Here is a 12696-nt window from a genome sequence, read left to right on the forward strand (position 1 = left end):
AGAGACGGTGCTGACCGATGCAGGGGCAGCGAGCGGCGAAGAACCGCGACCTCCGTCGAACGCCACCATCATGCAGGGTAATTTACGTCGGTGGCTGGGACTGCCCGGTCATGCTCCATGCGGCCCTGAGCATGCGCATCGGCAACGCCGCCGGATGTCGCGAATGGCAGAGATTACCGAGAAGCGAGCTGACGTATGGACAATTTCCGGATTCCGGACCTCTTCATACCCGTACCGGCAGCGCTCAATCCGGAACTCCAAGAGGCGACGGCGGCCGCGGAGGCCTGGCTGGACGAGTTCGGTCTGGTGCCCACCGAGGAGGCACGTCGACATGTGCAGCGCACTCGTGTGGACCGGCTCACTGCCTGGTTGTGCCCGAGCGCCTCACGGGAGGCGTTGACGCTGATCACCCAGTGGAACGCATGGCTGTTCCAGTTGGACGACCAGTTCGACGACGACCCGGTGCGCGGTTACCAACCCGAGCGGTGGCGGGAGGCGTTCGGGCCGTTGTTCGCCGTCTTCGACGGAACCGTTTCGGCCGGGCGACTGGCGCGTTCCCTGGCCGATCTGTGGCGCCGCACGAAGGCCGTCCGTTCTTCCGCATGGCAGCGAAGGTTCGTCCCGCACCTGTTGTGGTACTTCGACAGCTACCGGGCCGACATGATTTATCGGGAGGAAGGGCGCGTACCCGGCCTGCAGCAGTATCTCGCCCATCGCCGCGCCTCATTCGCGTTCGACGCCGTCCTCGATCTGATGGAGATCGGTACCGGTGTGGACCTGTCCGACGAACTGCATGCTCACCCGGCCTTCGCGGACATGCGCGAGGCGGTGATCTACGCGAATGCCTGCATCAACGATCTCTACTCGCTGCCCAAAGAACTCGCGCATGACTATGCGTTCAACGCCGTCACGGTGATCTGCCATCATCACCGGTGCAGCCTCCAGGAGGCGGTGGAGCGAGTGGCCGTGATGCAGGCCGGATACGTCCAGCGCATCATCGATCTCGAGCAGGTCCTGCCCGGGCGGCTGACGTGTTCCGGCCTCGCCGACGACCTCGTCGACGACGCGATGCGCTGCGTCAGGGACTTCCACGCGCTCACCGCTGGGAACGTCGCCTGGTCGAAGGAGACCGGGCGCTATGCGGAAGTAGAAGCCGAACCAACCTATCTGACGGATCTTTTCATTCCGTAGAATTCCCGACCCTCGCCCAAGCACACCAATCCGCGGCCGTGCGCACCACAGATCGACGCCACGGCCGGGCGAGATCCTCCGGGAGCCACAGGTGGTGGCGGTTCCCGCTGGTACCGCCTCCCCCGACTGCGCCATGCCCGGCCGAGGCTGGGCCGTCGAGCCTTGTCGACCGCATCCATCCCGGCAGGAACTACGCATCGTGCCGGACGCACCGCTCCGAGGCGTCCGCCCTGGCGCGAAATTCCACGCACGCCTCTTGACCACCTATACCTACCGGTCAGTACGCTCACGCCACCCTAGAGACACCGGTGTCCTCCTGCCCCGTGCGGCCCGGCGAACCGGCCCCTCGGCATGCCCCCGCACGCCTGTACAGCCACAGCTCCCGTGACCCGGGAACCGCCCCAGCGCTGTCCTCCGTCAGAACGCGCGGACACGATCAACCATGACCCTTGCTCGACCAGCCGGAAGGGGCCGCGGCACCATGAGCCGCTCACCGCGGCCCCTTCCGGCACCCAGTCCACAGCACGCCACCAGCAACCCACGTGCGACCAGCCAGGTCGGACGCGAGCCTGGCGGGCTGCTGCTCCAGGCGTCCGGCACCGGCTTCTCTGGCGGCAAGCGCTGATTGCTCTGCGAGCGGTGAGCGGAGCGAGCCGCTTCGATCGAGTAGCGGCACTGGTGGACCAGGACGAGAAGCACCCACCGAAGCCGGCACGGCCGACACCTCGTCCTTGCTCACCCCCGCCAGGCCTCCATCACCCGATCGAGCGCTTCGCCCACCTCAGTGCGAGTGACCGCTCGGCGCGGGCGCCGCGTTCTTGACCGTCAGGGGCAGCAGCTTCTTGCCCGTCGGGCCGATCTGGATGCTCGTGTCCATCTGCGGACACACCCCGCAGTCGAAGCACGGCGTCCAGCGGCAGTCGTCGACCTCGGTCTCGTCGAGGGCGTCCTGCCAGTCCTCCCAGAGCCAGTCCTTGTCCAGGCCGGAGTCGAGGTGGTCCCAGGGGAGGACCTCCTCGTAGGTGCGCTCGCGGGTGGTGTACCAGTCGACGTCGACACCGAACGGGGCGAGGGCCTTGTCCGCGCAGGCCATCCAGCGGTCGTACGAGAAGTGCTCGCGCCAGCCGTCGAAGCGGCCGCCGTCGTCGTAGACCGCGCGGATGACCGCGCCGATGCGGCGGTCGCCCCGGGAGAGGAGGCCCTCGACGATGCCGGGCTTGCCGTCGTGGTAGCGGAAGCCGATCGAGCGGCCGTACTTCTTGTCGCCGCGGATCTTGTCCCGCAGCTTCTGCAGACGGGCGTCCGTCTCCTCGGCGGAGAGCTGCGGGGCCCACTGGAACGGCGTGTGCGGCTTGGGGACGAAGCCGCCGATCGAGACGGTGCAGCGGATGTCGTTGGAACGGGAGACCTCGCGGCCCTTGGCGATGACCTTCGTCGCCATGTCGGCGATCTGCAGGACGTCGTCGTCGGTCTCCGTCGGCAGGCCGCACATGAAGTACAGCTTCACCTGGCGCCAGCCGTTGCCGTACGCCGTCGCGACCGTGCGGATCAGGTCGTCCTCGGAGACCATCTTGTTGATGACCTTGCGGATGCGTTCCGAGCCGCCCTCGGGGGCGAAGGTGAGGCCGGAGCGGCGGCCGTTCCTGGTCAGCTCGTTCGCCAGGTCGATGTTGAAGGCGTCCACGCGGGTGGAGGGGAGCGACAGGCCGATCTTGTCGTCCTCGTAGCGGTCGGCGAGGCCCTTGGCGATGTCGCCGATCTCCGTGTGGTCGGCGGAGGAGAGGGACAGCAGGCCGACCTCCTCGAAGCCGGTGGCCTTCAGGCCCTGCTCGACCATGTCGCCGATGCCCGTGATGGAGCGCTCGCGCACCGGGCGGGTGATCATGCCGGCCTGGCAGAAGCGGCAGCCGCGGGTGCAGCCGCGGAAGATCTCCACCGACATGCGCTCGTGGACCGTCTCGGCCAGCGGCACGAGGGGCTGCTTGGGGTACGGCCACTCGTCGAGGTCCATGACGGTGTGCTTGGACACGCGCCACGGGACCCCGCTGCGCTTGGGCACGACACGGGCGATACGGCCGTCCGGCAGGTACTCGACGTCGTAGAAGCCGGGGACGTACACCCCGCCCGTCTTCGCCAGGCGGAAGAGGAGCTCCTCGCGGCCGCCCGGGCGGCCCTCCGCCTTCCAGGCGCGGACGATCGCGGTGATCTCCAGGACCGCCTGCTCGCCGTCGCCGATCACCGCACAGTCGATGAAGTCGGCAATCGGCTCGGGGTTGAACGCCGCGTGGCCGCCGGCCAGGACGATCGGGTCGTCGACGGTCCGGTCCTTGGACTCCAGCGGGATGCCGGCCAGGTCGAGGGCGGCCAGCATGTTCGTGTAGCCCAGCTCCGTGGAGAAGGACAGGCCGAACACGTCGAAGGCCTTCACCGGCCGGTGGCTGTCGACGGTGAACTGCGGGACCCGGTGCTCCCGCATGAGTTCCTCCAGGTCCGGCCACACGCTGTACGTGCGCTCGGCGAGGACGCCCTGCTGCTCGTTGAGCACCTCGTAGAGGATCATGACGCCCTGGTTGGGCAGACCGACCTCGTAGGCGTCCGGGTACATGAGCGCCCAGCGGACGTCACAGGAGTCCCAGTCCTTGACCGTGGAGTTGAGCTCTCCGCCGACGTACTGGATCGGCTTCTGCACATGCGGGAGCAGAGCTTCGAGCTGCGGGAAGACCGACGCAGCGACTTCGGCAGGCATGTCGCGCACCTTCGTGAGCTGGACTGAACTGACAGGGGTGACCATCCAGACTAACGCGATCGCGGGGCGCCTCCGAACGCCGGAAGGTCAGAGGTCCGTCGCACCGTCCTTGATCCCGTCCCAGAAGCCGGGCAGTTCGGCCTCCACGCGCACCGCCCGCTGCTCCTCGCGCTCGTGGAGCAGGCCGTAGGTGAAGGCGCTCTCCCCCGCCGCGTGGGCGACGGCCGACAGCTCTCGCAGGGCCTGCCGGGCCATCACGCTGTCCTGGTGTTCGCCGAGCAGGTTCTGCAGCGACTTCATGGACTTGACCATGGTCTTGGCCCGCTTGCCGAGGACGGGCCCGGCCGCCTCCGCGGCGTAGCGGGTGCGCTTGGTCTTCTTGCGGGCCTCGTGCAGCGCGACGTCCCGGTCGGTGCCGGGTTCCAGCTCCGCCGCCCGCTGGATCAGCCCGGACACCTTGCGGAAGTCCTTGCGTACGGCCTTGGCGATCGGCTTGCGGGGGGCCTTGCCGGCTGCTTTCAGCAGCGGCGGGTCGGCGATCAGCGCGTCCAGGGTGTCGAGGAGGGTCAGGTAGCGGCGGGAGTCCAGGATGCCGAGGAGCCGGCCGCGGGCCCCGTGGTGCTCGGCGCTGGACCAGGAGTGCAGGCGCTGCGCGACCGGGCCGCGGACCAGGCCGTCGGGCACGTCGTCGAGGGCCGAGGTCAGCCGGTCGGTCAGTACCTCGCGGTCCCGGTCCAGGCCCAGCTCGCCGGCGAGCCACTTCAGCTCGTCGCCGACGGGGTCGGTGACGGTCCGGTCGAGGATCTTGCCGAACGACTTGAAGGTGCTGCGCAGCCGGCGGGTCGCCACGCGCATGCTGTGCACGGAGTCCTCGGCGTCGCGGCGGACGGCGGGGTCGAGCTCGACGATGGCGTCCCGCTGGGTGCGCACGTAGGCGAGCACGTGGTCTGCGGCGGTCACCGGTTCCCGGGCGGGCGCGGCCTTGCGCCGCTTGCCCGGTGCCGTGTCGGCCAGGGCGCGGGCCAGCTTCGAGGACGACGCCGACGGCCGTACGCCCGCCTTGCGCAGCCGCTTCTCCACCTTGTCGAGCAGGGCCGGGTCTCCCCCGTCGGCGAGCTCCACCTCGACCTCGGTCCACTGCGCTTCTCCGCCGCGCCCCGTGAGCCGCTCGGCGTGCACGGTGTCCACGCTCACCTCGGCGAGCAGCCGGCCGTCCGCGTCGAGCAGATGGCGTACGTCACGGTCGGAGCGCAGCCGGACCACCGGCAGCAGCTCGCTGTCGCGGACCCGGGAGCGGACCAGCGCGGCGAGGTCGTCGGGGAGGGTGTCGGAGAGCGGGGCCTGGATCTCGTCGCGGACGTCCGGGGCGATCGGGAACTTCAGGTGCCAGCCCGCGTCGGAACCGCCGGTGCGGCGGCGCAGGGTGACGGACGACGCTGCGAGGCGTTCGTCGCCGGTGTCGTAGTAGGTGGCGTCGAGGTGGGTCACACCCTTGTCGACCACGGCCGCGACCCCGGCGACCCCGGTCAGGTCGGGCAGTCCGCTGTCCGCCGACTCGTACTTCCGCTCGATCTCACGCTTGCTGTCCGCCATGAACCGAATCTAGTCGGCCGGGGCGCGGGGCGGCAGAGGGCCACCCCGCGCGGTGTCAGGCCGACATCGGTCGTTGCACCCGGATCGACTGCAGCAATCCGACCGCTATCCACACGGCGAACATCGACGATCCGCCGTAGGACACGAAGGGCAGGGGCAGGCCGGTGACCGGCATGATGCCGAGTGTCATGCCGACGTTCTCGAACGTCTGGAAGGCGAACCAGGCGACGATGCCCGCGGCCACGATCGTGCCGTACAGATCCGTGGTCTCCCGGGCGATGCGGCAGGCCCGCCACAGGACGATGCCGAGCAGCAGGATGATCAGGCCGCCGCCGAGGAAGCCCAATTCCTCGCCCGCCACGGTGAAGACGAAGTCCGTCTGCTGTTCGGGCACGAACTGGCCGGTGGTCTGCGAGCCGTGGAAGAGGCCGGAGCCGGTCAGGCCGCCCGAGCCGATGGCGATGCGGGCCTGGTTGGTGTTGTAGCCGACGCCGGCCGGGTCGAGCTCGGGGTTGGCGAAGGCGGCGAAGCGGGCGATCTGGTAGTCGTCGAGGATTCCGAGCTGCCAGACGCTGACCGCGCCGAGGGTGCCCGCGCCGAGCAGACCGAACACCCAGCGGTTGGAGGCCCCGGAGGCCAGCAGCACGCCGAGCACGATGATGACCATCACCATGACCGACCCGAGGTCGGGCATCAGCATGACGATCAGCATGGGTACGGCGGCGAGGCCCAGCGCCTGCACGACCGTGCGGTGGTCGGGGTACTGCTTGTCCCCCGCGTCGACCCGGGCCGCCAGCAGCATCGCCATGCCCAGGATGATCGTGACCTTGACGAACTCCGAGGGCTGGAGCGAGAAGCCGCCGGGCAGCTTGATCCAGGAGTGGGCGCCGTTGATGGTGGAGCCGAGCGGGGTCAGCACCAGCAGGATCAGCAGCACCGAGAAGCCGTAGAGGACGGGCACGGCCGTGCGCAGGGCGCGGTGGCCGAGCCAGATCGTGCCGGCCATCAGGGCGAGGCCGATGCCGGTGTTCAGCAGGTGCCGGACGAGGAAGTAGTACGGGTCGCCCTGGTTGAGCTCCGTGCGGTTGCGGGTGGCCGAGTAGACGAGGAGCGTGCCGAGCAGCGACAGGGCCGTCGCCGACAGCAGGATCGGCCAGTCGAGCCGGCGCGCCACCGAGTCGCGGGCCAGCAGCCGCGTCCAGCCGGTGCGCTCGGGCCCGTAGCCGGAGACCTGGAAGCTGTTCACACCGCCGGTCATGCCGGCCACCTCCGGCTTCCCCGGCGGCGCCGCCTTCGGGTGTCACGGTTCTCCGGTGTCGGCGGGGCGGCCGTGGCCGGCTGGAGCGGATCCGGGGCGTTCGGGTCCTTCTTGCCGGCCCGCTGGTCCTTGGCCGGGTCTTTGGAGACCTTCGGGGAGCTGATGGTGCCGTCCGTCTTGACCTTCGGCAGGGCCTTTTGCGGGGTCGGCAGCAGCGCCTTCTTCGCGTCGATGGCGCCGTCCTCGGAGACGCCGTACAGCGCGTTGTAGATGTTGCGGACGGCGGGGCCCGAGGCGCCGGAGCCCGTACCGCCCTGGGAGATCGTCATGACGATCGAGTAGTCCTTGGTGTACGTGGCGAACCAGGAGGTCGTCTGCTTGCCGTAGACCTCCGCCGTACCCGTCTTGGCGTGCATCGGGATCTTGTCCTGCGGCCAGCCGCCGAACCTCCAGGCGGCCGTACCGCGGGTGGCGACTCCCGCGAGGGCATCGCTTATCTCGCTGCGCGTCTTCTGGCTCATCGGGAGCTTGCCGTGCGCCTCGGGCTTGATGGGCGTGACGGTCTTGCCGTCGGCGCTGATGACGGCCTTGCCGACGGAGGGGTTGTAGAGGGTGCCGCCGTTGGAGATGGCCGAGTAGATGGTGGCCATCTGGATGGGTGTGACGAGCGTGTCGCCCTGGCCGATGGAGTAGTTGACGGAGTCACCGGCGCGCATGCGGTTGCCTTCGAGGCAGTTCTCGTAGGCGATCTTCTCTGCGTAGCTGCCGTCGCGCTTGCCGGTGCGGCACCAGGCGTCCTTGTTGGCCTTCCAGTAGTTGAGCTTCCACTGGCGGTCGGGGACGCGGCCGGTGACCTCGTTGGGCAGGTCGATGCCGGTTTCCTTGCCGAGGCCGAACTGGTGGGCGGTCTTGTAGAACCAGTCGTTGGCGTTCTTCTTCGGCTTGGTGCCGCCGTCGCGCTTCCACTCCTCGTGGGAGAGCCGGTAGAAGACCGTGTCGCAGGAGACCTCCAGGGCGCGGCCGAGGCTGATCGGGCCGTATCCCTTGGACTCGAAGTTCTTGAAGACCTGGCCGCCGATCGAGTACGAGCTGGAGCACTCGTAGGGGCCGTTGAAGGAGTAGCCGGCGTTGACCGCGGCGGCCGTCGGGATGACCTTGAAGATGGAGCCGGGCGCCGACTGGCCCTGGATGGCGCGGTTGAGCAGCGGGTAGTTGGAGCTCTTGCCGGTGAGCCGGGCGTAGTCCTTGGCGGAGATGCCGCCCACCCAGGCGTTCGGGTCGTAGGTGGGGTTCGAGGCCATGGCGACGACGCGGCCGGTCTTGGCCTCCATCACCACGACGGCGCCGGAGTCGGCCTTGTAGTTGGTGCCGGTGTTGCGGTCGTGCTGCTTGCGGGCTTCCTTCATCGCCTCGTTCAGCTGGTACTCGGCGATCCGCTGGACCCGGGAGTCGATGCTGGTGACGAGGTTGTCGCCGGGGTGGGCCGGGTCGGCCTCGGCCTGGCCGATGACCCGGCCGAGGTTGTCGACCTCGTAGCGGGTGACGCCGGCCTTGCCGCGCAGCGCCTTGTCGTACTGGCGCTCCAGGCCGGAGCGGCCGACCTGGTCGGAGCGGAGGTACGGCGAGTTGGTGTTCTGCGCCTTCTTGATCTCGTCGTCGGTGACCGGCGAGAGGTAGCCGAGGACCTGGGCGGTGTTGGCCTTGCCGGGGCTCGGGTAGCGGCGCACGGCCTCCGGCTCGGCGGTGATGCCGGGGAAGTCCTCGGCGCGCTCGCGGATCTGGAGGGCCTGCTTGGCGGTGGCCTCGTCGGTGATGGGGATGGGCTGGTAGGGCGAGCCGTTCCAGCAGGGCTGCGGCGTCTCGGCGTCGCACAGCCGGACTTTCTCCTGGACCTCCTTGGGCGTCATGCCCAGGACCTTGGCGAGCTTGACGAGGACTTCCTTGCCGTCGTCCTTCATCTTCAGCAGGTCGGTGCGCGAGGCGGAGACCACCAGCCGCGTCTCGTTGTCCGCGAGGGCCACGCCGCGGGCGTCCAGGATGGAGCCGCGGACGGCCGGCTGCACGACCTGCTGGACGTGGTTGCCCGAGGCCTCCTTGGCGTAGGCGGCGCCCTCGCGGATCTGGAGGTACCACAGGCGCCCGCCGAGGGTGAGCAGGAGGGAGAGGACGAGGACCTGGATGACGACGAGCCGGATCTGGACCCGTGAGCTCCGGCCAGTCTCGGGAATGTTGGTCACTGCGGCTGCCTCCCCCTCTCAGTGCGCGTACGGGTGTGCGGAGCCGACGGTCTGCCGGGGCACGTGCGTGCGGTGTCGAGTGATGAACGCCCGGCCCACGAGCCGGCGTTCCTACTGGACCGACCCGTTCGGGTGAACTTCCCTGCGTTCACAGCCGCTTGACCCCCTTGATGCGCCCGGCGCGTGCCATCCGCGCCCGGGCGGCCTTCACGCGCAGCCCGTTGCGCTGGCTGCCGATCTTCAGGCCGGTGCCGCCGGAGAGCCAGCCGGAGGAGATGTCCGTGGTCCTGGCCGCGGCCGAGGCCGACTCGGCGAGCGGATCGTTCTCGGCGCGCCGTGCCAGGGCCATGATCCCCGGCACGACGAAGGGGGCGAGCAGCAGGTCGTACAGGGCGGCCGTGAACAGCAGGCTGCCGAGGCCCACATGGCGGGCGGCGGTGTCCCCGACGAGGGCGCCGACCCCCGCGTACAGCAGGGTGGAGCCGACCGCGGCGGCGACCACCACGGCCATGGGGCCGGTCGCGGACTTCAGCTGGCCCGTCTCGGGCTTCACCAGGCCCGCGAGGTAGCCGATGACGCACAGCACGAGGGCGTAGCGCCCGGCGGCGTGGTCGGCGGGCGGGGCCAAGTCGGCGAGCAGGCCCGCACCGAAACCGACGAGAGCGCCGCCCACGTGCCCGTACACCAGGGCCAGGCCGAGCACGGTCAGCAGCAGCAGATCGGGCACGGCGCCCGGCAGGTGGAGGCGGGCGAGGACGCTGACCTGGATCACCAGGGCGACGACGACCAGGGCGGAGGAGAGCAGGATCCGGTTGACGCGCATGAGGTGACAGCTCCTACTGCTCTTGCTGGTTCTGGCCGTCCACGGGTGCCTCGGGTGACGGCGTCACGGTCACCGTCACCGTCGGCCTGGGGGTCGGCTTGGGCTTGGGCGGGAGCACCGTGTCACGCGGGTCCTTCTTCGGGGCCTCGACGACGACACCGACGATGTCGAGCTTGGTGAAGGCTGCGTACGGCGTGACGCTGAGCGTGCGGGTCAGCCCGCCGCCGGAGGGGTCCACGCGGGAGACCACGCCGACGGGGACACCGGGCACGAACGGCCGGTCGGCCTGGGAGCCGAAGGTGACCAGGCGGTCGCCCTTCTTCACCTCAGCCTTGCCGTTGAGGAGTTCGACGCGCAGCGGACGGTCGCCCTGCCCGGAGGCGAAGCCGAGCTCGTCGCCGGACTCCATCCGGGTGCCGACCGTGAAGTCGGGGTCGCTGGCCAGCAGGACCGTGGCGGTGTCGGGCCCGACGGTGGTGACGCGGCCGACGAGCCCTTCCCCGTTCAGGACGGTCATGTCGCGCTTGATGCCGTCCTTGGCGCCGACGTCGATGGTGATGGTCCAGGAGAAGCCCTGCGCGGCTCCGATGGCGATGACCTCGGCGCCCTTGATGCCGTACTGGCCCCGGCCGGCGATCTTCAGCATCTTGTCGAGCTGCTTGAGGCGGCTGCGGCTGCGGTCGTCGCTGCCGAGGCGCGCCTTCAGGGCCGCGTTCTCCTCCTCCAGCGCGGCGAGCCGGTCGTGCCGCTCCCCGGAGTCACGGATGGCGGAGACCGCGTTGCCGACCGGGTCGACCGCGGCCGAGACGCCGCTCTCGATCGGGCCGAAGACCGTTGCCGCGCCCCGCCGGGCACCGTCGACGGGCGAGTCCTCCCCACCGCGGATGTCCACCGTGATCAACGCGAACGCGATGGCGATCAGCAGCACCAGGAGCAGCCGGCTCTCTCGTGTGTCCCTCACGTGCGGCGGCCGTGCCCTTCCTCATAAGAATTCGGGAAGCCCCAGGGAAACCCGAGGGGCTGCTTTTGTGGGAGCTTATGCCTCTATATCAACGATCCGCCGTACGAGGGGAGATCGTCCCGTACGGCGGAATCGAAGAGTTATGTCATCTGCGCGGCTGGGCGTCCAGCACCTGCTGCAGCGCCTCGAACTCCTCGACGCACTTTCCGGATCCGAGCGCCACGCTGTCCAGCGGGTCCTCGGCGATGTGGATCGGCATGCCGGTCTCCCGGCGCAGCCGCTCGTCGAGACCCCGCAGCAGCGCCCCGCCGCCGGTCAGAACGATTCCTCGGTCCATGATGTCGCCGGACAGCTCCGGCGGGCACTTGTCGAGGGTCGTCTTGACGGCGTCGACGATGGCGTTGACCGGCTCCTCGATCGCCTTGCGGACTTCGGCGGCGGAGATGACCACGGTCTTCGGCAGCCCGGAGACGAGGTCCCGGCCGCGGATTTCGGTGTGCTCGTCGGAGTCGAGGTCGTACGCCGAACCGATCGTGATCTTGATCTGCTCGGCCGTGCGCTCACCCAGCAGGAGGGAGTACTCCTTCTTGATGTGCTGGATGATCGCGTTGTCCAGTTCGTCGCCCGCGACCCGGATGGACTGGGCGGTGACGATGCCGCCGAGGGAGATGACCGCGACCTCCGTGGTCCCGCCGCCGATGTCGACCACCATGTTGCCCGTGGCCTCGTGGACCGGCAGGCCGGAGCCGATGGCCGCGGCCATGGGCTCCTCGATGATGTGCACCTGACGGGCGCCGGCCTGGGACGACGCCTCGATGACGGCGCGGCGCTCGACGCCCGTGATGCCCGAGGGCACACAGACGACGACCCGCGGACGAGCCAGATACCGCCGCTTGTGGATCTTCAGGATGAAGTAGCGGAGCATCCGCTCGGTGATCTCGAAGTCGGCGATCACGCCGTCCTTCAGCGGACGCACGGCAACGATGTTGCCGGGCGTGCGCCCGATCATCTTCTTCGCTTCGGCGCCGACCGCGAGGATGCCACCGGTGTTGGTGTTGATCGCGACGACGGACGGCTCGTTGAGTACGATCCCGCGACCCCTGACGTACACCAGCGTGTTGGCGGTCCCGAGGTCGACAGCCATGTCACGGCCGATGAACGACATTGAGTTCCCCATCAGGATTCGTCTGGCCTTCCCACTAGCTTTTGAGGGCTTTTCAGGTAGGCAAAGGTGGGTGCTGTGACGTGAAGGCTTCCATCGTAGACGCGCCTTCGCGAACACTGCGGGAGGGTCTCCGCCATTGTCAGCAGATGCCGTCCGCATTCGCTTCTGGAGACGGGCGTTCGGGGACCATCGTTCCCTCGATCGCCACGCATATGCCGCAAAGCCCGGGGGCTACGGCCCCCGGACCTGCCGTATGTGCTGGTGAGGTGCGGACGCTACGCCCGGCCGGGGAAGAAAATCTTCACCTCGCGCTCGGCGGACTCCTCGGAGTCGGAGGCGTGGATCAGGTTCTCCCGGACGATGACGCCGTAGTCGCCGCGGATGGAGCCGGGCGCCGCGGCGATCGGGTCGGTCGGGCCCGCGAGCGCGCGCACGCCCTCGATGACCCGCTCACCCTCGACGATCAGCGCCACGACCGGACCGGAGGCCATGAACTCCACCAGCGGCTCGTAGAAGGGCTTGCCCTTGTGCTCGCCGTAGTGCTGCTCCAGCGTGTCCTGGTCCAGCGTGCGCAGCTCCAGCGCGGTGATCGTCCAGCCCGCCTTGCGCTCGATGCGGCTGATGATCTCGCCGGTCAGACCACGACGGACGGCGTCGGGCTTGAGGAGGACGAGGGTGCGCTGGCTCACGACGGGCTCCTTGTTCGTAAAGGTTTAGCGGTG

9 protein-coding genes are annotated in these 12696 nt (G+C 69.2%); 1 reads left to right on the forward strand and 8 read right to left on the reverse strand.

All coding sequences use genetic code 11. The features are described 5' to 3' along the window. Positions 1–195 precede the first annotated feature (195 nt). Positions 196–1191: a terpene synthase family protein gene (locus HNR57_RS07470; RefSeq protein WP_184558023.1), complete on the forward strand. Its 996-nt coding sequence runs from the start codon at positions 196–198 to the stop codon at positions 1189–1191. 781 nt (positions 1192–1972) lie between these two features. Here the strand turns inward: HNR57_RS07470 and HNR57_RS07475 are convergent. The 8 genes from HNR57_RS07475 to ndk all read right to left on the reverse strand — a co-directional run bounded on the left by HNR57_RS07475 (position 1973) and on the right by ndk (position 12663). Next, the gene (locus HNR57_RS07475) at positions 1973–3937 is read right to left on the reverse strand and encodes a TIGR03960 family B12-binding radical SAM protein (protein WP_184558026.1); all 1965 of its coding nucleotides are present in this window, start codon (positions 3935–3937) and stop codon (positions 1973–1975) included. Positions 3938–4024: 87 nt separating this feature from the next. Beyond that, positions 4025–5530 (reverse strand): CYTH and CHAD domain-containing protein, encoded by a 1506-nt coding sequence (locus HNR57_RS07480; RefSeq protein ID WP_184558030.1) that lies wholly within the window; start codon positions 5528–5530, stop codon positions 4025–4027. A 55-nt stretch (positions 5531–5585) separates the two neighbouring features. After that, positions 5586–6788, reverse strand: a complete 1203-nt coding sequence (gene rodA, locus HNR57_RS07485; RefSeq protein WP_184558033.1) for a rod shape-determining protein RodA — start codon at positions 6786–6788, stop codon at positions 5586–5588. Further along, positions 6785–9025, reverse strand: a complete 2241-nt coding sequence (gene mrdA / locus HNR57_RS07490; RefSeq protein WP_184558036.1) for a penicillin-binding protein 2 — start codon at positions 9023–9025, stop codon at positions 6785–6787. The genes rodA and mrdA overlap by 4 nt, the downstream gene beginning before the upstream one ends. A gap of 148 nt (positions 9026–9173) precedes the next feature. Continuing rightward, positions 9174–9848 carry a rod shape-determining protein MreD gene (mreD, locus tag HNR57_RS07495; protein ID WP_184558039.1) on the reverse strand — a complete coding sequence of 225 codons (675 nt, stop codon included), beginning with the start codon at positions 9846–9848 and terminating at the stop codon, positions 9174–9176. Positions 9849–9861: 13 nt separating this feature from the next. Further along, complete coding sequence (gene mreC, locus HNR57_RS07500; RefSeq protein WP_184558042.1) at positions 9862–10809, reverse strand: rod shape-determining protein MreC; 948 nt, start codon at positions 10807–10809, stop codon at positions 9862–9864. 145 nt (positions 10810–10954) lie between these two features. After that, a complete protein-coding gene (locus HNR57_RS07505; RefSeq protein ID WP_004001297.1) occupies positions 10955–11974 on the reverse strand; it encodes a rod shape-determining protein in 1020 nt (339 codons plus the stop codon). Positions 11975–12249: 275 nt separating this feature from the next. Then, positions 12250–12663, reverse strand: coding sequence for a nucleoside-diphosphate kinase (gene ndk / locus HNR57_RS07510; protein ID WP_184558045.1), 414 nt, complete (start codon positions 12661–12663; stop codon positions 12250–12252). Positions 12664–12696 lie beyond the last annotated feature (33 nt).

The sequence above is a fragment of the Streptomyces paradoxus genome, from assembly GCF_014202475.1.
GTDB lineage: Bacteria > Actinomycetota > Actinomycetes > Streptomycetales > Streptomycetaceae > Streptomyces > Streptomyces paradoxus.

Bases quoted from the DNA above. Each gene is read 5' to 3' on its own strand.
- HNR57_RS07470 (WP_184558023.1), top strand. From the start codon at position 196: ATGGACAATTTCCGGATTCCGGACCTCTTCATACCCGTACCGGCAGCG.
- HNR57_RS07475 (WP_184558026.1), bottom strand. From the start codon at position 3,937: ATGCCTGCCGAAGTCGCTGCGTCGGTCTTCCCGCAGCTCGAAGCTCTG.
- HNR57_RS07480 (WP_184558030.1), bottom strand. From the start codon at position 5,530: ATGGCGGACAGCAAGCGTGAGATCGAGCGGAAGTACGAGTCGGCGGAC.
- rodA (WP_184558033.1), bottom strand. From the start codon at position 6,788: ATGACCGGCGGTGTGAACAGCTTCCAGGTCTCCGGCTACGGGCCCGAG.
- mreD (WP_184558039.1), bottom strand. From the start codon at position 9,848: ATGCGCGTCAACCGGATCCTGCTCTCCTCCGCCCTGGTCGTCGTCGCC.
- HNR57_RS07505 (WP_004001297.1), bottom strand. From the start codon at position 11,974: ATGTCGTTCATCGGCCGTGACATGGCTGTCGACCTCGGGACCGCCAAC.